Source organism: Roseibium sp. (assembly GCF_965233565.1).
Taxonomy (GTDB): domain Bacteria; phylum Pseudomonadota; class Alphaproteobacteria; order Rhizobiales; family Stappiaceae; genus Roseibium.
The window spans coordinates 2,124,448-2,147,005 of sequence record NZ_OZ247494.1; the positions used below are offsets into that span (position 1 = coordinate 2,124,448).

Consider the following 22,558-nt stretch of genomic DNA (forward strand, 5'->3'; position numbering starts at 1 on the left):
ACACCTGGGAGCCCATCATGACCAATCCGCGTCACAACGCCCGCGACGTCTTCCCGCCCACCGGCACCGAGCTCAACACCAAGTCCTGGCTGACCGAAGCCCCCTTGCGCATGTTGATGAACAACCTGCATCCGGATGTCGCCGAGAACCCGCATGAACTGGTCGTTTACGGCGGCATCGGCCGTGCGGCACGCACGTGGGAGGATTTCGACCGTATCATCTCCAGTCTGAAAAGCCTGGACGAAGACGAGACCCTTCTGGTCCAGTCCGGCAAGCCCGTCGGGGTCTTCCGCACCCACAAGGACGCACCGCGCGTTCTGATCGCCAACTCCAACCTGGTGCCCAACTGGGCCAACTGGGATCATTTCCACGAGCTCGACAAGAAAGGTCTGGCCATGTACGGCCAGATGACCGCCGGCTCCTGGATCTATATCGGTACCCAGGGGATCGTGCAGGGCACCTATGAAACGTTTATGGAGGCCGGTCGCCAGCATTACGAAGGCAATCTCAAGGGCCGCTGGATCCTGACAGGTGGCCTTGGCGGCATGGGTGGTGCCCAACCGCTTGCCGCCGTCATGGCCGGTGCCTGCTGTCTTGCCGTCGAGTGTGACGAGAAAAGCGCCGACTTCCGCCTGCGCACCCGTTACGTCGATGAAAAGACCCACTCCCTCGACGAGGCGCTGGAGCTGATCGAACGCTGGACCAAGGCCGGTGAAGCCAAGTCCGTCGCGTTGATCGCAAATGCCGCAGATGTTTTTGCCGAACTCGTCAAACGCGGCGTCAAGCCGGACATCGTCACCGACCAGACCTCCGCCCACGACCCGGTCAACGGTTACCTGCCCCAGGGCTGGACCGTCGCCGAGTGGCGCGCCATGGCCGAGACGGATCCCAAAGCCGTCGAAAAGGCCGCCCGCGCGTCCATGAAAGTTCATGTGGCAGCCATGGTCGACTTCTGGAACATGGGCGTGCCGACACTCGATTACGGCAACAACATTCGCCAGGTGGCCCTCGAGGAGGGTCTGGAAAACGCATTTGCCTTCCCGGGCTTCGTGCCGGCCTATATCCGGCCGCTGTTCTGCCGCGGCATCGGGCCGTTCCGCTGGTGTGCGCTCTCCGGTGATCCGGAAGACATCTACAAGACCGACGCCAAGGTCAAGGAACTGATCCCGGACGACAAGCACCTGCACAACTGGCTCGATATGGCGCGCGAGCGCATTTCATTCCAGGGCCTTCCGGCGCGCATCTGCTGGGTTGGTCTCGGCCAGCGCCATCGCCTTGGCCTTGCCTTCAACGAAATGGTCCGCAACGGCGAGCTCAAGGCACCGATCGTGATCGGCCGCGACCACCTGGATTCAGGCTCGGTTGCCTCTCCGAACCGTGAGACCGAGGCCATGCAGGACGGTTCCGACGCCGTCTCCGACTGGCCTCTCCTGAACGCCCTTCTCAACACCGCTTCGGGCGCCACCTGGGTGTCGCTCCATCATGGCGGCGGTGTCGGCATGGGCTTTTCGCAGCATTCCGGTATGGTGATCTGCTGCGACGGCACCGAAGATGCGGACAAGCGCATCGGACGGGTGCTCTGGAACGATCCGGCAACCGGCGTGATGCGTCACGCCGATGCCGGCTACGACATCGCGCTCGATTGCGCGAAAGAACAGGGGCTCAACCTGCCGGCTATTCTGGGTCATCCTGCGTCCTAATGGACGCAGACAAGATGACCCAGCATCTTAAATGCGTTCAACTTTCTGCTTTCATATCAAGATATGAAAGCAGGTTGATCTGAGCAGATAAAAAAGCACGACGGGACGCTCCCAACCTGAACCTGTGACTGAGGGGTAATATGATGAAAAGACGTGATTTTCTGAAAGCAGGTGCCACCGGCACCGCTGCCGTCGCGGCCTCCACGCTGGCGGCTCCGGCCATCGCCCAGGATGTGCGCCAGTGGCGCATGGTTACGGCCTGGCCAAAGAACCTCCCGGGTCCGGGCGTCGCCGCCCAGATGCTGGCCGACCGCATCACCGCGCTCTCCGGCGGCCGCATTGAGGTCAAGCTCTTTGCCGCTGGCGAAATCGTGCCGGGCAACGGGGTCTTTGACGCCGTCGGTCAGGGCACGGCCGAGCTTTACCACGCCGTTCCTGCCTATTGGGGCTCCAAGTCCAAGGGTATCCTGTTGTTCGGATCTCAGCCCTTTGGCCTGACGGCTCCCGAACAGGCTGGCTGGATGATCCATGGCGGCGGTCAGGCGCTTTATGACGAGATCTATGCCCGCTTCAACCTGAAGCCGTTCCTGTGCGGCAACTCCGGACCGCAATGGGCCGGCTGGTTCCGGACCGAGATCAACAGCGTTGATGACCTGAAGGGTCTGAAATTCCGCTCCACAGGTCTCGCCTCCGAAATGTGCACCAAGCTCGGCATGGCGGTGCAGGCCATGAGCGGCCCGGCCATGTTCCAGGCCCTCCAGTCCGGAGCGCTCGACGCCGGCGAGTTCATCGGCCCCTGGACCGACAGCGCCCTCGGCTACTACCAGATCGCCAAGAACTACTACTGGCCGGGTGTCGGTGAGCCGTCCTCCGCAGAAGAGTGTGCGGTCAATCTGGAAGCCTATAACGACCTGCCGGACGATCTGAAGGAAGCTGTCTCGCGTGCCTGCGCCAGCCTCTATAACGATGTCCTGACCGAGTACAACACCAAGCACGCCCAGGCACTGACACAGCTGGTCAACGACCATGGCGTCATGGTGCGCAAACTCCCGGACGACGTCATTGTCGCCATGGGCAATGCCGCCGGTGAGGTCATCGCGGATCTCAAGGCCAGCGACGACGAACTGGTCGTGCGCATCACGGAGAGCTTCCTCGCCTATCGCAAGCTGATGCGTGACTACATGCCCTATGCCGACAACGGCCAGATGAACGCCCGCGTCATGGACTACGCCTACGACTAAGGTGTTCTAGCCCCTCGCAAACCTCATCCTGAGGAAGGCGTTAAGGCCCGCCTCGAAGAATCGGCTCCTTGTTTGATGCAAGCGGCCGATCCTTCGAAACAGCGCTCCGCGCTTCCTCAGGATGAGGCTGTGGGTAAAGCGGGAGACTGGATGAGGACACTGGAAATGCACCTCCTTCGTCATCCCATGGCTTCACCATAGGATCATTCCGTTTCCTCACGAAACCAGTGGGACTTTCGAGGGAACGGCATGGTTTGCAGGGTCAAGCCCTGCAAGGACGAAGAACGTGAGTTTTGATTATGCGGATAGGCCAGAAAATCTGAAGCTACCGTTCAAGGGGCAATACCTTTCCCTTGTCATCCCCGCGAAGGCGGGGACCCAGTAACCACCTGCGCTTGAGACCTGGGTCCAAGTGCTGCGGCATACTGGATCCCGGATCGGCGCTTCGCTCTGTCCGGGATGACAAATCGTCGGTTTTTGGATCATGCGGCAGACATCAATCCGCCAGAGGCAGACAGGAAGCAGGACACCACGCATGGACAAAGTGGCGGGCGCGCTGGAGCGCGTGAACTTGGTGATAGGCAACACGCTGTGCTGGGCGGCGCTGGGCATGCTGCTGCTGCAATTCGTGATCGTGCTGCTGCGCTATGTGTTCGGCTACAGTTTCATCTTCCTGGATGAGGGCGTTCTCTACTTTCATGCGGCGATCTTCATGCTAGGCGCCGGCTACACGTTTCTGGTCAACGCCCATGTCCGCGTCGACATCTTCTACGCGAAGGCGGACGAACGTATTCAGTCCCGGATCGATCTCTTCGGACACCTCTTTTTGCTGGCGCCGGCCCTGATCGTGCTGCTCTGGTTTTCCTGGCCCATGGTACGCGGCAGCTGGGCGATCCTGGAAGGCCCGATCTCGGTGGGCGGCATTCCGGCCTCCTTTCTCCTGAAAACCCTGATCCCCGCCTATTGCATTCTGCTGCTGATCCAGGGTGTCGCCGCCTTCATTCGCGATCTTCAGAAACTGAAAGGCGCCGACGCATGAGCCTGCCGCTCGATCTCATCATGTTCGGCGCGCTGATCGCCTTCATTCTGCTCGGCTATCCGGTCGCCTTCACCATCGCAGGTGTGGCCACCGCCTTTGCCCTTCTCGGCTGGCTCATCGGGGACTTCAACATCCAGCTCATGGGCGCCATGGGCCAGCGTTTTTTCGGCGTTTTGACCAATCCGGTCCTGACGGCCATCCCGCTGTTTGTCCTGATGGGTGTCATCCTTGAAAAAAGCCGTATCGCGGAAGATCTCCTGGAAACGATGGGGCGGCTCTTCGGCAAGATGAACGGCGGCCTTGGGGTTTCCGTGGTGCTGGTCGGCGCACTGCTCGCCGCCTCCACCGGCATTGTCGGCGCAACGGTCGTTGCCATGGGCCTGATTGCCCTGCCGACCATGCTGCGCAATGGTTACGATCCGAAGCTCGCCTCCGGCATGGTCTGCACCGCCGGCACGCTCGGCCAGATCATTCCGCCCTCGACGCTGCTGATCATTCTCGCCGATGTCATGTCCAATGCCTTCCAGCAGGCGCAATATGCGCAGGGCAAGTTCACCATCGAAACGATTTCCGTCGGCCAGACCTTCGCCGCCGCGATGGTGCCCGGCCTCTTACTGGTCGCCGTCTACTGTGTCTATATCCTGGCCCGCGCCACGCTCTTCCCGAGCGATGCACCGGCCATGAAGGAGCATGTCGACAAGCCCTCGGCCACGGAGATCGCCAGCGCGATCGTGCCGCCGATCCTGCTGATCATAGCAGTCCTCGGATCGATCCTCGGCGGCATCGCCTCGCCCAACGAGGCGGCCTCCGTCGGCGCGGTCGGCGCAATCCTGCTGGCAGGCCGTCGTCTCGGTGTCTCCACAAAGCTGATTGTGCTGGCCACCGCCGCCCTGCTCATCCTGGCCGTCGCCGCTTCCCTTTTGCCCGTTCGGCTGCAGCGCTCGGATGTGACTTTTGGCGGCTATGTGCTGGCTGCGCTTTATGCCGGCCTTGCACTCTTTGCGCTCGGTGTCGTGTTGCGCATCCTGAAAGCCGCCTTTGGCGACGGGTTGCTCAAGGCATCGCTGATGTCGACGCTGACCGTCACCTCCATGATTTTCGCCACCATCTTGATGGCAAGCTTCTTTTCGCTGGTCTTTGTCGGGCTTGGCGGCGAGGACCGCGTTCACGCGATCCTGAATGAAATGCCGGGCGGGCCGACCGGCGCGCTGATCTTCGCAATGCTGTTTGTCTTCGTGCTCGGCTTCTTCCTCGACTTCGTCGAGATCTCGGTAATCCTGCTGCCGGTGCTGATCCCGCCGCTCATCCTGATGGGTATCGATCCGATCTGGCTGACAGTGCTGATCGCCATCAACCTGCAGACATCCTTTCTGACCCCGCCTTTTGGTTTTTCGCTCTTCTACCTGCGCGGTGCGGCGCCCAAGGAAATCACGACGGGACAGATCTATCGCGGTGTTGTGCCTTTCATTGCGCTGCAGATCTTAGCAGTCGCAATTCTTTGGCTGTTCCCGATCATCGCCACCTGGCTGCCGCGCTGGCTTTACTGAATGACGGGAAGCGTGCAGCGCTCGGGGTCAGGTCTGGTCTCCAGAAGCCAGGCCTCAAGCGCGTTCGGGGCGATTGGTTGTTGTGCCGGCGGCGCCGTTAATCTGCCCTTCAACGTCAGAATACGGTCATAGGCGGAGTCGATTTTTTCAACCAGCCGGGGATCGTCCTTTGCCGCCGTCAGCAGGATCTTGGCTACTTTCACCGGGATCTCCGGGTCGGGCCGCTTGTCATTGGCAAAGAGCAGAATATCCGTTCCGGCCCACAGAGCGCTTAGGACGGCGGTCTCCAGCGAGTAGGTTCGACGGATTGCGTCCATCTGCAGATCATCCGTGATGATCACGCCGGTGAAATCAAGCTCCCCGCGCAGGTTGCCGGTCAGGGCCGTTTCAGACAGGGAAACCGGCACTCTTTTTTCGCCCTTGCCTTGAAGTGCGCGATTGATGACATGGGCCGTCATGATCAGATCGACCTTGCCGTCATCGATCAGCTGCTGAAACGGAATGAGTTCCTTGTCTGACCAGGTCCTGGACACGTCGACCGCCCCCTTGTGGCTGTCGCGCCGGCTGGAGCCATGACCTGGGAAATGCTTTAGCGCCGTCAGGACCCCATGGCGTCGATGCGCTTCGACAAAGGCAGCGCCATAGTCGGCGACCTTGGACGGATCGCGCGAGTAAGACCGCCCTAACCGTCCGATGATCGGATTGCGCGGATTGATGTCGACATCCACCACCGGACCGAGATTGAGCGTAAACCCCCAGTCCGTAAGCCCCTCCGCAAGCACCCCATAGGCCTCTTGTGCTTCGGCCGGGCTGGACCGCCGGGCCATGCGTTTTGCCGAAACAGTCTGCGGAAAGCCGTGATGCCGTTTCAAGCGCTGGACAATCCCGCCCTCCTGATCGATCGCGATCAAGGCAGGTGAATGATCCGCGGCGGCCTCACTCAGGGCCGCATTCATTTGCCGCACCGTCTTGCGGTCCCTCAGGTTCCGCCCGAGATAGAGCACGCCGCCGATTTGACCGGCTTCCATCTGGGCCAGAACACGCTTGAAGCCGGAATGGCTGGGGCGGTTTCCCAGAAACCCGACCAGGATCATCTGGCCGATCTTGGTTTCCAGCGCGATCTCCTCTTTCGCGGCAAGCCCTGTTCCCGGATCTGTCGCCTCCGCGCGCGCCATTCCGTGACCACCAAGGGCAGTCATCACAGTCAGGAACACCGCGAGCAGAGGCGGGAACGTCATCTCACTCTCCGAGCCATCGACAAAAGGTCTCGGAATTCAAGATAAGGCGCCCCGGTTGTCAGGCAAACAACCGGAACCGCTTTGCCGGGTCAAAGAACGGTCCGGTCAGCCAGCCGCCGCCACCGCTTTTGCCGCCGTTTCCAGCGCCGCCTCGGTCTGCTGAAGATCCGCCTCCGTCAGGGCCAGATGGGTGTAGAGCTTGCTGTCGGGTTTCAGGATGCCGCTGGCCCTGAGGCTCTGGTTGAAGACCTTCGCTTTGGCGGCGTCGCCCTTCAGCACATCCCGGTAATCTTTCACCGGAGCGTCGGTAAAGACGACGTCGAACAGCACGGGATCACCAACAAGCTGGTGCGCAATCCCCTGATCACCGAGCGATTTGGCAAAAGCTGCCATCAGACGCGCGCCATGTCCCTTGATCGTGTCGTAAACACCCGGGCGCTTCAGGATTTCCAGCGTCTTCAATCCGGCGACACTCGCCACCGGATTGCCGCTCAGCGTGCCGATCTGGAAGGTGAAGCCCTTCTCGCCGACCACCGCCTTGTCGAAATGGTCCATGATCTCCTTCTTGCCGGCAATCGCCGCCAGCGGGAAACCGCCGCCGATCACCTTGCCGAGAGTGCAGAGATCGGGCACCACGCCATACGCTTCCTGCGCGCCGCCATAGGCAAGACGGAATCCGGTGACCACTTCGTCGAAGACCAGAACAATTCCGTGTTTTGCCGTCTCTTCGCGCAGCGCCTCCAGAAAGCCGGGCTCCGGCGGGATCAGACGTTGCAGCGGCTCGACGATCACGCAGGCGATCTCTTCCGCATGTTCGTTGATCAGCTGCCGCGCAAAGTCAGCATCGTTGAACGGTACAATCAGCATGTTGTCGCGCACGCTTTCCGGCGTGCCGGCCGTGTCGGGAACGGCCTGCGGATAGTTCACCAGGGTTTTCGGGGCAAGGCTCATCAGCGCCTCGGCTGACATGCCGTGATAGCCGCCTTCAAACTTCAGGATCTTGTCCCGGCCGGTATGCGCGCGCGCAAGACGCATGGCATACATGTCGGCCTCACCGCCGGTGGAGACGTAGCGGACCTGGTCGGCGCAGGGCACCGCTTCGACCAGCGCTTCGGCTAGCTCAATACCGCGGGCATTGTTGGTGAAGAAGGTCATGCCCTTGCCAAGCTGCTCCTGAACAGCCTCAAGAACCTCTTCATGACCGTGGCCAACAAGCATCGGACCGGAACCGATCAGATAGTCGATGAACTCGTTGCCGTCTTCGTCCCAGACGCGTGAGCCCTTGCCCTCGCGAATGATCAGTCCCGGATCGAAATTCCCGAATCCGGCCGCAGGCAGCACCCGGGCTGCCCGGTCTTTCCAGTCCTGTTGCGAGATGGTGGTTTTCATGAAAGCGCCCTCCTCAGGCGGCAATGGACAGAACGGGAGCTCCAAGCGCATCGGCATCGGGCCAGACACCGAGCCCAGGCCCGACCGGCGGTGTGATGCGCCCCCTGGAGCGAACAGGTGCGTCCGCATCAATACGCGGGCTGACATAACCGGACAAATCACAAACGTTCATGATGGACTTTGGCGGTGTGGCCGCGGCCACATGAAGCGCGGCTGCCGTGGCAACATCCGAGCCCCAGGTGTCCTCGACACACATCTTGGCACCGAAGTAAAGACAAAGGTCCCGCGCCCGGCGCAGCTCCGAAATGCCGCCGAACTTGCTGAGTTTCAGAGCGACGGCATCCATGCAGCCGAGTTCGTAGGCCTTCAGGAGCGTTGCCGTGTCATGGGCGTTTTCATCAAGCTTCATCGGCAGATTGGTGGCGCTGCGCACGGCGGCGCATTCCTCAAGCGTCGCGCAGGGCTGCTCCAGCATGATGTCGAGATCGGCGACCGCCCGGCCAACCCTGGTGGCATCCAGTCGGGTCGCACCACAATTCCAGTCGCCATAGACCAGCGGGCCGACCCCAACGGCTTCGCGCACCAGGCGCAAACGGGCGACATCCGCCTCCCAATTGTCGTCGGCGCCGAGCTTCACCTGGATCTGGCGCATGCCGGTGGCCATGGCTTCCTTTGCGATGCGGGCCATTTCCTCCGGCGCAATGCAGGTAATGGAGTGATAGAGCGGCAGGTCCTCGCATTGGCGTCCACCCAGCAGCGTATAGACCGGCACCCCGCAGGCCTTGCCCGTCAGGTCCCAGAGCGCAATGTCGATGGCTGACTGGGCATAGGCATGCCCGAGCAGATGCGACCGGCAGGCCACCATCAGGGCTTCAACGCCGACCGGGTTCGCACCGATCAGGACAGGTGCCAGTTCTTCCAGTGCAGGCGCCACCCCGCTCGCATAGGCCGGCAGATAGTGCGGGATCGGGCAGACTTCGCCCCACCCGGAGATGCCCTGATCCGTTTCAATCCGAAGCACCATGCTATCGACCGTCGCACAGGTCTTGCCCGACGCCATATAGTAGGTCTCGTGGCTGGTCAGCGGCACGCGCCAGAGCGTCAGGCCCGAAATGCGGAAATCCGGAAAATTGGTCACTGCTTCCCTCCATAAACAGCAACAGGGTCTCCAAGGAGCACCGGATCGGGATCGATCCCGACACCCGGCTGTTCGTTCAGATGCACCAGGCCTGCCTGGTTCCGGCCACCCTGTCCGGGCACCGGGTCCCTTGCCAGATGCGCGTGGCAGAGCCAGCTCGCCAGACGGTTGGCCTCCGGGGTCGACGCGGCCAGGTGCAGCGTTGCCGTATCGGCAAAGGCGCTGCCACCGGTGTCCTCGATATGCATCTGCCAGCCGACCGACAGGCCAAAGTCCCGGATCTGCCGGGCCTTTGTCAGGCCGCCGACCCGGTTCGGTTTGACCTTCACCCCCTGGCACGCACCAAGCCGCCAGGCGTCCAGGTGGTCCTGAAAGGAATGCAGGCATTCGTCCAGCATGATCGGCTGCGGCACCCTGGCCGCAACGGCAGCGCTCTGGTCCAGCGTCTCGCAGGGTTGCTCGATCCAGTCCCGCGCCTTGACCGCGTTCAGAACCTGCAGCGCGCCCCCCGGTGTCCAGGCCCGGTTGACGTCGAATGTCACCTGTTCGCCCTTGGGAAGCGCCGCGGAAATCGCCTCGATCCGTTCGATATCGGCGGCAAAATCGCTGCCTCCGATCTTGGCGGAATGGGTCCGATACCCTTTCCCGCTAGCGGTTCTGATATCGGCAATCATCTCGTCCGGTGTACCGGTCGAGATCGATGAATTGACGGCAACCGGCGCAGGTTCACCCGCTCCGAATAGTCGCCAGAGCGGCTGAGAGCTCGCCTTGCCGAGCAGATCCCAGCAGGCAACATCAAGCGGGGATTTGGCGTAAGGATGCCCGGGCAGCGTCACATCCATGAGCCTGTTGATGGCATCGAGCGCACGGGGATCCTTGCCAATCAGGGCAGGCGCCAAGAGTCCCAACGCAGCCCTGAGGCCAGGGCCGTGCGCTGGCAGGTAGGTATGCCCCCAGGGACAGCCTTCCCCCCAACCCGACAGGCCTTCATCTGTGTCGATGCGCACAAAGGTGCTGTCGATAGCCTCGAATTTTAGCCGTCCGCCGGAGAGCCAATAGGGTTTTGACAAAGGCAGAGGCACAGCCCAGACGGAGATGCGCGTGATCTTCATGCCGCTTCTCCGTATGTGGCAACCGGTTCACCCAGGCTGTCGAAGTCGGGCTCAACACCGAGCCCGGGCAAATCGGACGCGTAAAGCCTGCCGCTGCGTGTTGCGGGAGCCGGTGTGCCGGTTGACCGCGTGTTGTAATTGCAAAGATCCGTCGTGTTCTGCAGAAACTCTTCCGGTGTTGAGGCGGCGAAATGCGCCAGGGTCGCGGTCGCGATCTCGCCGCCCCAGGTGTCTTCGGCGACGACCGGCATGCGATTGTCGACAAGGAAATCCCGCACCCGTCGCGCTTTTGACAGGCCACCGAGATTGGAAATCTTCAGGCAGACCAGATCTGCTCCCCGGTCGGCAACGATCTGCTGGGCAGCCGGCATGCCGGTGACACATTCATCCAGCTTCATCGGCAGATCGATCCGCCGGCGCACCTGCTGGCATTCCTCATAGGTTCGGCACGGCTGCTCGAAGACGAAATCAAGATCGCGTGTCGCTCGCGCAACCCGCAATGCATTGTCGACCCGCCAGCCCTGATTGGCGTCGGCCATTGCTTTCTCGCCGGGCTGCAACAGGGGCACGACCGCCCGGATACGCTCAATGTCCTCGGCCCAGTCCGCCCCGACCTTGATCTGGAACTGGCGGTAGCCGGCGGCCCTGTGCCGTTCCAGTTCGGCAACGGTCTCGTCCCGGCTCCGGTGCGGCGCGACGCGGTACATGGGCGCACCGTCTGTCAGCTTGCCCCCGAGCAACATCCACACGGGTGCATTGAGCGCCTTGCCGGCAATGTCCCAGCAGGCAGCATCGAACGGCGCTTTTGCATAGCCATGGCCCTGCACCAGATGATCCAGAAGCTGCTCGATCCGGGCGACCTGGCGCGGATCTTCTCCGATCAGGGTGGGCGCCACCAATCGGGCCAAAGCCTCCACACCTTCGGAATGGGCGACCATGTAGTTTTCACCGCAGGGCGTGAATTCACCGCAGCCGGAAAGCCCTGCATCGGTATCGATCACGACAACCGAGGCTCTCGCGGTGGTGATCGCGTTGCCGGCGCCCCAGCCATAAGCGCCATCCACATAGGGCAAATCCGTCTTGAAGATGCGGATGCGGGTGATCTTCATGGAACCACCACGATGTTGCCCGTGTGTTTTTTTTCGATAAAGGCAGTCTGCGCGGCGTGGAAATCCTTCAGGGGATAGGTCGCCGCCAGGACGGGCCGGATTTCGCTGCGTTCGATATAGCCGACCAGGTCACCAAACACATTGGGCGTGATCACGGTCGAGCCGGTGAAAGTCAGATCCCGCAAATAGAAGGTGCGAAGATCGAACTCGACGATCGGACCGGCGATGGCTCCGGAACAGGTGTAGCGCCCTCCCCGCTCCAAGGCATCGATCAGCATTCCCCAATAGGCGCCGCCGACAATGTCTGCGACGACCGAAACAGTGTCCTTGCCCGTGGCTCTCTTGAGCTCCGCTTTCAGGTTCTGCGGAGCCCTATCCAGAACGACATCCGCGCCAAGCGCTGTCACATCGGCATGTTTGGCAGGCGATGCCAAAGCGACGACCGTCGCGCCACGCCGCTTTGCCAGCTGGATGAGAGCCGAGCCGACACCGCCGGAGGCGCCCGTGACAAGCACCGTGTCTCCCGAACCGACTTCAGCGCGGCCGAGCATGCCCTCCGCCGTGGTGTAGGAACAGGAAAAGGTGGCCAGTTCCGCATCGCTGAATGAGGAGGTGATGACGGCGACGTTGCGCGCGTCGACCTTCGTGTATTCGGCATATCCGCCATCGCATTCCGAGCCGAAATAGCCGGTCTTGTCGCGATTGTAGGGCTCGGACCAGTCGCGCAGCCAGCAATCGACCATGACACGCTGTCCCAGAAGCTCGACCGGCGCCCCGTCGCCCAGCGCGACCACGGTGCCGACCGTATCGGCACCCTGAATACGCGGAAAGGTGATCGGCCGCCCGCCCCATGTCGGATCGCTCTCGTCGACCTCGTCATAAGCGCCCCCGGTGGTCGCATCCGAGACGGTCTTGGAATACCAGCCGGACCGGGTGTTCACGTCGGTGTTGTTGAGCCCGCAAGCCCCGACCTTGATCAACACCTCGCCAGGACCCGGCTTCGGCACCGGCCAGTTCTCGTGCCAGACGAGTTGATCGAGACCACCATGCCCTTCCAGCACGATCGCTTTCATGGTTTTGGGCACGCTTGTCATTCGGCGGCAGCCTCCACCCGGGCGTCCGTGCGCGGCAGGATGCTGTCCGGATCATAGGCCGGATCGGCCAGAACACGGGCCCTGCGCGGCGTGTTCATGATCACGACCTCCAGCTCTTGTCCGGGCGCCGCGGCCTCCGGTTTGACATAGGCAAAGGCAAGGATCTTGCCGACCGTATGGCCATAGGCGACCGAGCTGGTCGCCCCGACGGCTTCTCCGTTCAAGAGGACCGCTTCACCGCCATGCCCGTCTTCCGATCCGTCCGGCTCGATTTCCAGGTAGACGCAGACCCAGGGCAGACGGTCAGCCTCCGCACTTTCCATCGTCGCGTCCCTGCCAAGGAAGGCCGGCTTGTCCAGCTTGACGAAGCGCATCACGTCGGCTTCCGGCAACGTGACTTCATTGGTCAGTTCGCCTGCTCCCTTGAAACCCTTTTCAAGGCGAAGCGCATTCATGGCAAAGGAACCGTAGTCCGTCAGGCCGAGCGGCTCGCCGGTTGCCCAGAGCGCATCGTAGACGGCGAGCATGTCCGCGCGCGGGACGTGAAACTCCCAGCCGAGCTCTCCTGCGTAAGACATGCGGAACGCCCAGAGCTTCTTACCGGCCACCTCGATCTCCTGCGCCGTCAGCCAGCGGAAGGACTGGTTGTCGAGCGGCGCCGGCGTGTTGGGCTGCAGAATGTCGCGGGCAAGCGGTCCGTTCAGGGCCATGGCGCCCCATTCGGTCGACAGGTTTCGAACCGAGACATCCTCGCCCTCAAGCTGCTGGGCCAGGTGATCCAGCAGACGTTGTTCGAAGAAGGCGGCGCAGACCAGATAGAACCTGTCTTCGGCCAGCCGCACCACCGTCAGTTCCAGTTCGATCCGTCCGTGGCGGTTCAGCATATGGGTCAGCGCAATTCCGCCGACTTTCTTCGGCAGGCGATTGGCCACCAGCCGGTCCAGGTAGGTTTCCGCGTCCGGACCGGACAGCTCCACCTTGGTGAAGGCGGAAATGTCCATGATGCCGGCCGTCTCGCGCACCGCCTTCATTTCGGCCCCGACGACATCGTGCCAAGCAGCCCGTTTAAAGGAGTAATAGTCGCGCTGCTCCAGACCGTTCCGCGCGAACCAGCGCGGCCGTTCATGGCCATAGACTTCCTCGTAGACCGCGCCCTTTTCCTTCAGCCGCTCATAGAGCGGGCTCGGTTTGATCGGACGGCCTTCGAGGCGATTGAAATGTGGGAACGGGATTTCATGGCGGAGGCAATAGTCCTCCTTGGCCTTGACCACCTGCCAGTCCTGATCTGCGTAGGAGCCGAACCGTCGCGGATCGAACTCACGCATCGAGATATCGGCGGCTCCATGCACCATCCACCGCGCCAGTTCGCGCGTGAGGCCCGGCCCCCAGCCGATACCGATCTGGGTGCCGCAGCAACACCAGTAATTCTTGACGCCAGGTGCAGGGCCGATCAGCGGATTGCCGTCCGGCGGGTGCGAAATGGCGCCATGAACCTCGCGCTTGATGCCAAGCTCGGAAAAGATCGGCATCCGGTCCATGGCATTTTCCAGCCAGGGCATGATCCGGTCATAGTCGGCCTCGAACAGCTCGTTCTCGGCTTCCCAGGGACAGAAGTCCTCCCAGACCGTGTTCGGGTTCTCCTTCTCGTAAATGCCGATCAGACCGCATTTCTGCTCCATGCGGATGTAGCCGGACACCAGCTTGTCGTCCCGGATGACGGGCAGCTCCTTGTCGAGCTCCAGAAATTCCGGAACCGTGTCCGTGACGATGTAGTGGTGCGTCATGGACGTCATCGGCAGCTGCAATCCGCTCCACTCGCCCATCTGACGGGCATAGGTGCCGCCGGCATTGACCACATGCTCGCAGGTGATGTCTCCGAGCTCGGTGGACACTTTCCACTCGCCATTTGCCTGCTGCTTGATGTCGGTCGCCCGGCAGCGGCGGATGATCTTCACACCCAATTTGCGCGCACCGATGGCCAGCGCCTGAGTAACGCCGGAGGGATCGGCGTGACCGTCCTCCGGCGTATGCAGCGCGCCAAGAACACCGTCGAGATTGTAATAGGGGTGAAGCTCGCGGATGCGCTCCGGCCCGACCAGTTCCATCGGGAATTTCAGCGCCCGGCCGACACTCATCGTGTGGCGCAGCCAGTCCATTTCGTCTTCCGTGTATGCAAGACGGAATGAGCCGCAGCCGTGCCATGTCACCGACTGACCGGTCTCTTCTTCCAGAGCACCGGCATAGAGATCGATGTTGTAGCCAACACATTTGCCGAGCCCGAAGCTGGACGTGGAATGGGTGATTTGTCCTGCCGCGTGCCAGGTCGATCCGGAGGTCAGCTCCGCCTTTTCCAGTAGCACCACATCGGACCAGCCTTCATGGGCCAGATGATAGGCAAGACCACAGCCCATGATACCGCCGCCGACAATGACGACACGCGCCTGGGACGGCAATTTCGAAGATCCAGCATCCGACACGTCTTGTCTCCTTGGCCGGTGAATTTTTCGATGGACAGCGTAATTGTACAAATGTACTCTCGTCAATCATGAATGATATGAATGTACCAAAATCAGATTTGAAGGCCCCGCAAGCGGTGCTGGAAGAGCTGGCCTCGGAGCTGGAGGAGCTCACCCCCGAACTGCGCAAGGCGGCGAGCTATGTGCTTGAAAATCCGAATGATGTCGGCGTCAGCTCGATCCGCGAGATCGCCGATGCGGCGGGCGTCAAACCGAACACCTTCGTGCGCATGGCACGGTCGGTCGGTTTCGAGGGCTACGAGGATTTCCGCCATCCGTTCCGCGAAGCGATCCGCAGCCGCGGCACGGATTTTCCGGACCGTGCCCGCTGGCTGCAGTCGCTGGCCAAGGGCGGTCAGCTCGGCGAACTCTTCGCGGAAATGGCGGCCTGCGCCATTGCCAATATCGAGAACACCTTTGCCGCCACCAACTCAGATGCCATGAAGGCGGCGGCCGATGCCATCGTCAATGCGCGGCACACCTATGTGCTTGGCGTCGGCGTCAACAATTCCAACGCGCGGATCTTCTCCTACCTGGCCGACATGGCGGTCGACACGATCTGGACCATCCCGAGGATGGGGTCTGTCGCAACGGACGATCTGGCGCGTGCGGACAAACGCGACGTCCTTGTGGCCATGACGTGCAAGCCCTACCGCACCGATGTGATCGAGGCGGTAGAGGTCGCCCGCGAACAGGGCATGACCATCATCGCGCTGTCCGACAGCCCTGCCTCGCCCATTGTCGTTGGCAGCGATCACAGCTTTGTCGTGGACGCGGAGACGCCGCAGTTTTTTCCGTCCTCGGTCTCGACCGTTGCCCTGCTTGAAACCCTGCTGGCCTTTGTCATTGCGGACGCGCCCGAAGACGTGATCGCCAGCATCGAACGCTTTCACACCCGCCGCCATGCCATGGGGCTTTATCAGGAAGAGTGGAAGGACCGCTCATGAACGTTCACAGCCAGCTGATCCATTCTCTCGAAGCGCGGTACTACACCGACCCGGCTCATTTCGAGCGGGAGAAAGATGGTCTGCTGGCGCGAACGTGGCAATTTGCCGGCCATGTCTCGCAGCTTGAAAGGCCGGGCGACTATTTCACCGTCGAAATTGCCGGTGAAAGCCTGATCTGCCTGCGCGACAGGGAGAACGTGCTCAGGGCCTATTACAATGTCTGCCAGCACCGGGCGCACCAGCTTGTCCAGGGCGAAGGCAATACCAAACTGCTGGTCTGCCCCTATCACAGCTGGACCTATGAACTGACAGGCGGTCTCCGCTCCGGCCCCAATGTCCGTTCCGTGCCCGGCTTCGATCGCAGCCAGATCTGCCTGACCTCCGTCCGCATCGAGGACTTCTGCGGCTTTCTTTTCGTAAACCTCGATCCGGATGCCAAGCCGATGGACGACTGGTTCCCGAATGTGCGGGAGGAAGTCAGATCCTTCGTGCCGCAAATCGATCGGCTCAAGCCGCTTGAATGGGTGGAAATAGAAGAAAACTGCAATTGGAAAGTCTCCGTGGAGAACTATTCCGAATGTTACCACTGCCCCATCAACCACCCCACTTTCGCAACCGGCGTGGTCAAGCCGGAAACCTATGACATCCAGCCCCAGGGCTATTGTCTGCGGCATACCACGGAGTGCCAGAATCTCGACCGGATGACCTATGACATCGACCTCAGCTCCAACGAGCATGCGGGCGATTATTCGTCCTGGTTCCTGTGGCCCCTGTTCTCCTTCCAGGTCTATCCCGGCAACATCCTGAACACCTATCACTGGCGCGCGGTCGACGTGGATCACGTCGTTGTCTGGCGTGGCTGGTACACGATCGACGGTGTCGACAGCGAGACAATCCGCCGCCTTGCCGTCCAGGACCGGTCCACCACGGTGGAAGAAGACATTTATCTGGTGGAATCCGTCCACAAAGGCCTGAAAAGCCGCGGCTACACACCCGGCCCACTGGTTCTGGACCCGGCTTGCGGCGTTCATTCGGAGCATTCCATCAAGGCGCTGCAAACCTGGATGCGAGAGGCCTGATGGCCAGGGAACAGACATCTGACCAGGCTTCGGGCCAGGCTTCCGGCTTGAGCGGGGCGATGCCCGCTGACTGGACGCCCGAGCAGAAACTGTTTCCTCACCAGGTCGGTTTCACCTGCCCGCCCCATGACTGGGACGCCGCCCCGAGCGACTTCCTGCGCATTGCCCCTGGAACAGTCGGCGTGCATGGCTGGATGCTGCATGTCCCAGAGTATGGCCACCGGCTCGACCAGCGCAGCCGGAATTTCCGGCTGCTGGAAGAGTTCGCGGCCGTCATGGCCAACAATGGCGCCGATGTCTGCGCCCAGGTCGGCTCCAACTGGGTACATGCCTCCGGGCTTGGTGTCGACGGCATCCGGGACTTCTGCCGGCGGCTGAGCGACACGCATGGACTGGCCTTCCACATGGCCGGCTACGCGCTGGTCGAGGCCCTTCGGGCCATGAATGTCGAGAAGGTTGCACTCAACGCTGTCTATCACTGGCCCGACTGGTGGCAGGGCACGGTCGGTTTCCTGAAAGATTCCGGGTTCGATGTTGTCTGGGCCGGAAACTTCGTCGATCAGGGCTGGCTCGACAGCCAGGAAGCGGTCAACGCAAAACGCTGGATCTTCGATGGATCTCTCGCCCGCAAAAGCTTTGAATATGTTGCTGAAAAAGCCCCGGATGCGGATGCCTATCTTGCCAATGGCATGGTCAATTTCCGGACCGGAACGGACGGTCAGCCGGAACGCATCCTGCATTTGACGCCGGACCTGGAACAGATGCTCGGCAAGCCGGTCATTGCGCATGATACGGCGCTCTACTGGCGGGTGTTCAAGTCGCTGGGCCTGGCGCCGGAAGGACATCACGGGCGCTTGCTGGAGACACTTCATGCATAAGATCGTCGCTCTTTGGGCGGTGCCGCGCTCCACCTCAACCGCCTTTGAATGGATGATGCGCCAACGCGGCGACCTTGATTGCCTGCACGAACCGTTCGGCGAAGCCTGGTATCAGGGCGAAGACCCGTTCTGGCCGCGTTTTCAACCGGGTGACAAGACAACCCCGGGCCTGACACTGGACAGCGTCTGGGACGATATTCGTGCGCGCGCCGACAGAGGCCCGGTCTTCATCAAGGACTTTCCGCACTATATCAACCACATGTGGGACGCAGACTTCCTGTCCCGTTTCACCCATGCGTTCCTGATCCGCGACCCGGCGCTCACCATCACCTCCATGCATGCCAAATGGCCCGACTTTGACGCGGCCGAAGTCGGCTTTCCGGAGCAGCGTGCCCTGTTCGATCTCTTGACCGCGCTGAACGGCACACCGCCACCCGTCATCGACAGCGGCGATCTGTTGGAAAATCCGCAGCAAGTTGTAAAGGCCTTTTGCGAAGCCGTGGACCTGCCGTTCCTGGAAAAGGCCCTCAGCTGGGAGCCGGGCGCGGACACCGCCCAATACAGCTGGTGGGACGGCGGTTCCTTCCATGCAAACCTGAAGAACTCGACCGGTCTGACACCTCAAAAGCGCAAATATGTCGACATCACCGAAGCGCCCGCCCGCGTCCAGCATGTCTACCGGCGCATGAAACCCCATTACGACCATTTGCACCGACACAGGATTATGCCGCAGTGACAGACCTTCCGGATCATTGGCAGAATTTCATCGACGGCAGCTTTGTCGATGGCGGCGCAGGCTGGCTCGACGTGCTTGATCCGGCCACCGGAGACGCATTCGCCAGGCAGGCACTTGCTGATGCAAGAGATGTCGACCGGGCGGTTGCCGCTGCCAAGGCCCTGCATGACAGCGGCGCCTGGTCCGGCCTGCGCCCCTTGGAACGCGGCCGGATCGTACGCCGGATGGGCGATTTTCTGCTCGATCGCATCGATGAAATCGCCCCTGTTCTGACGCGCGAAGCCGGCAAACCGCTCTGGGAGGCACGTCTCGAGATCGAAGGGGCTGCTCGGTACTTTGAATATTACGGCAACCAGGCCGAGACCATGGAAGGCCGGTCGATCCCGCTCGGCAGCGGCTATTTCGATTTCACCACACACGAACCTTGCGGTGTCTCCGCACAGATCATTCCCTGGAACTATCCCATGGAGATGACCGCGCGCTCCCTGTCGGCAGCCCTTGCGGTCGGCTGCACCGCCGTGGTCAAGACACCGGAGCTCGATCCGCTCACCAACCGCTATTTCGCGGATGCCGCGGTGGCCTGCGGCCTGCCGAAGGGCGCTCTCAACATCCTCTGCGGCATCGGCAAGGAGGCTGGTGCGGCGCTCGCCGGCCATCCGGATGTCAATCAGATCGTCTTTACAGGTTCCGTGCCAACTGGCGTCGCCATTGCCACGGCCGCCGCCAGAAATGTCGTCCCGTGCGTTCTGGAGCTCGGCGGGAAATCGGCGGCCATCGTCCATGACGATGCGGATCTCGACGCGTTTCTGTCTGACGTTCGCTGGGGCATCTATTTCAATGCCGGACAGGTCTGTTCGGCCATGTCCCGCGTGATTGTGCAGGAGAAGGTCCACGACAAGCTGGTCGACGGCCTAATTGCCATGGCCGAGGGACTTGAGGTCGGCAGTGGTCTCGAATTTCCCGAATTTGGCGCCAATATGGGCGCCATGATTTCCGAAGCGCAGGCGCAGCGCGCTTCAGGCATGGTCTCGGCGGCCGAACGGGAAGGCGCCAGGGTGGCGACTGGCGGGCGCCGCATGAACCGGCCCGGCTTTTTCCTGGAGCCGACAATCATGACCGGGGTCACCCCGGAGATGACCATCGCCAGTGACGAAGTCTTCGGGCCGGTCCTGTCCGTGCTTCCGTTCGGCGACGAAGACGAGGCCATCCGCATTGCCAACGGCACGCCTTACGGGCTTGTCGGCGGTGTTTTTACCGCCGATGTCGACCGGGCCATGCGTGCCGCCAACCGCCTGCGCGCCGGACAGGTCTTCGTCAATGAATGGTATGCCGGCGGTGTCGAGACCCCCTTTGGCGGTTTCGGCAAATCCGGCTACGGTCGGGAGAAGGGCCGCGAAGCCCTGCTCAACTACGTTCAGACCAAAAACGTTGCCATCAAGCTGAGGTAAATCATGGACCAGGACCTGTTTGAAAAGGGCCTTGAACAACGCAAAGCCACGCTCGGCGCCGAGTATGTTGAAAAGAACCTGGCTGCTGCCGACGACTTCACCCGTCCGTTCCAGGAAGCCATGACCGCCTGGTGCTGGGGCTTCGGCTGGGGCGACGAGGTTATCGACGCCAAGACACGTTCGATGATGAACCTTTCCATGATCGGCGCACTCGGCAAGATGACCGAGTGGGAGATCCACTGCCGGGGCGCCATCAACAACGGCGTGACCCAGGAGGAAATCCGCGCGATCATTCATGTCGTCGGCATTTACTGCGGTGTTCCACAGGCGCTGGAATGCTTCCGCGTGGCGCGGAAGGTGCTCGAGGAACAAGGCTGACCAGCGTCAATCAGATAGACGCGACACTCGAAATAGCCTTACACTCGCAAAAGAAAAAACGCCGAAATACGAAAGAGAACAGACAACAAACAAAGAAAAAGACGCATCGGAATTCGACAAAACTTCACTGTGCACCTTGATTAGCAAGACAGGAAGATGGGAGGGAATATGTCGGAAACAAAGAAGATGCTCGATCCGGATCCCCGTGTATGGGATTTCGAGACCGAATATGAACTCGGACAGGACAATATCAGGCCGTTCGGCCTTGATCTGCACAATCCCGTCTTCCTGATCTCAAGCATACTGATCGGTGCCTTCGTGCTTATCGCACTTGCCAATCAGGAAGCCGCCGCCGAATTTTTCGGCTGGCTGCGGCCCTGGCTGACCAGCACCTTTGACTGGTTCCTGGTGCTGTCGGTCAACGCGATCACGCTGTTCTGCCTGGCCCTGATCGTGCTGCCGGTCGGCTCCGTCAGGATCGGCGGCAAGGACGCCAAGCCCGATTATTCCTATGCAGGCTGGATCGCCATGATGTTTGCAGCCGGCATCGGCATTGGCCTGCTGTTCTTCGGCGTGCTGGAACCGGTCTACTACAATTTTGCCGAAAGTGGTGGCGCCAGCCCGCTTGGCGTGGATATCAGCCAGGCCGGCAATGAATATGCCGGCGTGGTCGGCACCATCCACCACTGGGGCCTCGAAGCCTGGGCTGTCTATGCGGCGGTCGGATTGTCGCTCGCAATCTTCTGCTACAATCTCGGCCTGCCACTGACCCTGCGCTCCGCCTTCTATCCGCTGCTCGGCGAACGGGTCTGGGGCTGGTGGGGCCACATGATCGACACGCTTGCCGTCTTTGCCACCCTGTTCGGCCTGACGACCTCGCTCGGTCTCGGGGCGCAGCAGGTGGCCGCAGGTCTGAACGAGGTCTTCGGCATTGAACCGACATCCACGGTCGTGGTTCTGCTGATTATCGGCATAACCGCAATCGCCCTAGGGTCTGTCCTGATGGGAATGGATGCCGGGGTCAAGAGACTGTCTGAGATCAACATGATCATGGCCGTCGCCCTGTTCCTGTTCGTGATCCTGACTACCGGTTTGGTCACTGCCGTCACCCGGTACTTCTCGGTCCTGACCGACTACGTGCTGATGCTGCCGGCGCTCTCCAATCCGTTCGGGCGCGAGGACACCAGCTTCTTCCACGGCTGGACGACCTTCTACTGGGCCTGGTGGATTGCCTGGTCGCCGTTTGTCGGCATGTTCATTGCCCGGATTTCCCGTGGCCGCACGGTGCGCGAATTCGTGCTCTGTGCCCTGATCGCGCCGACACTGGTCTGCGCCCTCTGGATGTCGACCTTTGGCGGGGCTGCCATCGACATGCTCAACGCGGGCGGTGCAGAAGGTGTGCGAGCAACGGTGATCGACGCCTATAAACCGGAAGGGGCTCTGTTCGGCTTCCTCAGGGAACTGCCCTTCTATTCGATCGTGGCCCCGATATCGCTGCTGTTGATCGTGATCTTCTTCGTGACGTCGTCTGACTCAGGTTCCCTGGTGATCGACACGATCACCGCGGGCGGCAAGATGGATGCACCAGTTGTCCAGCGTGTCTTCTGGTGCACCCTGGAAGGTCTGGTTGCGATCGCATTGCTGCTGGGTGGCGGCCTCGCTGCCCTGCAAGGGGCCGCCGTTTCGACCGGCATCCCCTTCACCATCGTTGTCCTGGTGATGTGCTACTGCCTGTGGCTGGCCCTCAGGTCCGAGCGCGCCAAGATGTAACGGTTCCCGGCCGCGGGAGGGTCCTCCTTCCGCGGCCCGGAAAGCGAAGCTCTGCCGGAAAATACGGCATGCTTGCCGATTTCGAAAAGACTGCGCCTGGTCTTTTCCATCCGATCGCGACCAGCCCGGATTGCACCTCCCTTCTAACTCGCTGAAATCAGTCAGGATTTGCGTCAGGTAGCGCGTCTGGCCAGTAGAA

Annotated in this window: 18 protein-coding genes; 11 read left to right on the forward strand and 7 right to left on the reverse strand. The window is 61.4% G+C overall.

Annotated elements, in window-relative coordinates:
• The first annotated feature begins 17 nt into the window (after positions 1-17).
• From hutU to ACO6TG_RS09800, 4 genes are all read left to right on the forward strand, one after another.
• Positions 18-1,700 (forward strand): urocanate hydratase, encoded by a 1,683-nt coding sequence (hutU, locus tag ACO6TG_RS09785; protein ID WP_422378006.1) that lies wholly within the window; start codon positions 18-20, stop codon positions 1,698-1,700.
• A 143-nt stretch (positions 1,701-1,843) separates the two neighbouring features.
• Positions 1,844-2,941, forward strand: a complete 1,098-nt coding sequence (locus ACO6TG_RS09790) for a TRAP transporter substrate-binding protein (RefSeq protein ID WP_422378862.1) — start codon at positions 1,844-1,846, stop codon at positions 2,939-2,941.
• 535 nt (positions 2,942-3,476) lie between these two features.
• A complete protein-coding gene (locus tag ACO6TG_RS09795) occupies positions 3,477-3,980 on the forward strand; it encodes a TRAP transporter small permease subunit (RefSeq protein WP_422378007.1) in 504 nt (167 codons plus the stop codon).
• Positions 3,977-5,527: a TRAP transporter large permease gene (locus ACO6TG_RS09800; protein ID WP_422378008.1), complete on the forward strand. Its 1,551-nt coding sequence runs from the start codon at positions 3,977-3,979 to the stop codon at positions 5,525-5,527. The genes ACO6TG_RS09795 and ACO6TG_RS09800 overlap by 4 nt, the downstream gene beginning before the upstream one ends.
• On the opposite strand, the gene ACO6TG_RS09805 is transcribed toward ACO6TG_RS09800, so the two are convergent.
• From ACO6TG_RS09805 to ACO6TG_RS09835, 7 genes are all read right to left on the reverse strand, one after another.
• On the reverse strand, positions 5,521-6,765 hold the full coding sequence (locus tag ACO6TG_RS09805; protein WP_422378009.1) for a glycoside hydrolase family 3 N-terminal domain-containing protein: 1,245 nt from the start codon (positions 6,763-6,765) through the stop codon (positions 5,521-5,523). The two genes, ACO6TG_RS09800 and ACO6TG_RS09805, sit on opposite strands and share 7 nt — an antisense overlap.
• 105 nt (positions 6,766-6,870) lie before the next feature.
• The gene (locus ACO6TG_RS09810) at positions 6,871-8,154 is read right to left on the reverse strand and encodes an aspartate aminotransferase family protein (protein WP_422378010.1); all 1,284 of its coding nucleotides are present in this window, start codon (positions 8,152-8,154) and stop codon (positions 6,871-6,873) included.
• Between the two features lie 13 nt (positions 8,155-8,167).
• Positions 8,168-9,292 carry a mandelate racemase/muconate lactonizing enzyme family protein gene (locus ACO6TG_RS09815; RefSeq protein WP_422378011.1) on the reverse strand — a complete coding sequence of 375 codons (1,125 nt, stop codon included), beginning with the start codon at positions 9,290-9,292 and terminating at the stop codon, positions 8,168-8,170.
• Positions 9,289-10,404: a mandelate racemase/muconate lactonizing enzyme family protein gene (locus ACO6TG_RS09820; RefSeq protein WP_422378012.1), complete on the reverse strand. Its 1,116-nt coding sequence runs from the start codon at positions 10,402-10,404 to the stop codon at positions 9,289-9,291. The genes ACO6TG_RS09815 and ACO6TG_RS09820 overlap by 4 nt, the downstream gene beginning before the upstream one ends.
• The gene (locus ACO6TG_RS09825) at positions 10,401-11,513 is read right to left on the reverse strand and encodes a mandelate racemase/muconate lactonizing enzyme family protein (RefSeq protein ID WP_422378013.1); all 1,113 of its coding nucleotides are present in this window, start codon (positions 11,511-11,513) and stop codon (positions 10,401-10,403) included. Before ACO6TG_RS09825 ends, ACO6TG_RS09820 begins: the two co-directional genes overlap by 4 nt.
• Positions 11,510-12,607, reverse strand: coding sequence for an alcohol dehydrogenase family protein (locus ACO6TG_RS09830; RefSeq protein WP_422378014.1), 1,098 nt, complete (start codon positions 12,605-12,607; stop codon positions 11,510-11,512). The genes ACO6TG_RS09825 and ACO6TG_RS09830 overlap by 4 nt, the downstream gene beginning before the upstream one ends.
• Entirely contained in the window at positions 12,604-15,084 is a 2,481-nt protein-coding gene (locus ACO6TG_RS09835; RefSeq protein ID WP_422378015.1) for an FAD-dependent oxidoreductase, read from the reverse strand. Before ACO6TG_RS09835 ends, ACO6TG_RS09830 begins: the two co-directional genes overlap by 4 nt.
• Before the next feature lie 77 nt (positions 15,085-15,161).
• On the opposite strand from ACO6TG_RS09835, the gene ACO6TG_RS09840 reads away from it, so the two are divergent.
• The 7 genes from ACO6TG_RS09840 (at position 15,162) to ACO6TG_RS09870 (ending at position 22,359) form a co-directional block, all read left to right on the forward strand.
• Positions 15,162-16,070 carry a MurR/RpiR family transcriptional regulator gene (locus tag ACO6TG_RS09840; protein ID WP_094074755.1) on the forward strand — a complete coding sequence of 303 codons (909 nt, stop codon included), beginning with the start codon at positions 15,162-15,164 and terminating at the stop codon, positions 16,068-16,070.
• The gene (locus tag ACO6TG_RS09845; protein ID WP_422378016.1) at positions 16,067-17,149 is read left to right on the forward strand and encodes an aromatic ring-hydroxylating oxygenase subunit alpha; all 1,083 of its coding nucleotides are present in this window, start codon (positions 16,067-16,069) and stop codon (positions 17,147-17,149) included. Before ACO6TG_RS09840 ends, ACO6TG_RS09845 begins: the two co-directional genes overlap by 4 nt.
• Positions 17,149-18,027: a hypothetical protein gene (locus ACO6TG_RS09850; protein WP_422378017.1), complete on the forward strand. Its 879-nt coding sequence runs from the start codon at positions 17,149-17,151 to the stop codon at positions 18,025-18,027. The genes ACO6TG_RS09845 and ACO6TG_RS09850 overlap by 1 nt, the downstream gene beginning before the upstream one ends.
• A complete protein-coding gene (locus ACO6TG_RS09855; protein ID WP_422378018.1) occupies positions 18,020-18,763 on the forward strand; it encodes a hypothetical protein in 744 nt (247 codons plus the stop codon). The genes ACO6TG_RS09850 and ACO6TG_RS09855 overlap by 8 nt, the downstream gene beginning before the upstream one ends.
• Entirely contained in the window at positions 18,760-20,211 is a 1,452-nt protein-coding gene (locus ACO6TG_RS09860; protein ID WP_422378019.1) for an aldehyde dehydrogenase family protein, read from the forward strand. The genes ACO6TG_RS09855 and ACO6TG_RS09860 overlap by 4 nt, the downstream gene beginning before the upstream one ends.
• A 3-nt stretch (positions 20,212-20,214) precedes the next feature.
• The gene (locus ACO6TG_RS09865; RefSeq protein WP_422378020.1) at positions 20,215-20,589 is read left to right on the forward strand and encodes a carboxymuconolactone decarboxylase family protein; all 375 of its coding nucleotides are present in this window, start codon (positions 20,215-20,217) and stop codon (positions 20,587-20,589) included.
• Positions 20,590-20,757: 168 nt separating this feature from the next.
• On the forward strand, positions 20,758-22,359 hold the full coding sequence (locus ACO6TG_RS09870; protein WP_094072238.1) for a BCCT family transporter: 1,602 nt from the start codon (positions 20,758-20,760) through the stop codon (positions 22,357-22,359).
• Positions 22,360-22,558: the final 199 nt, after the last annotated feature.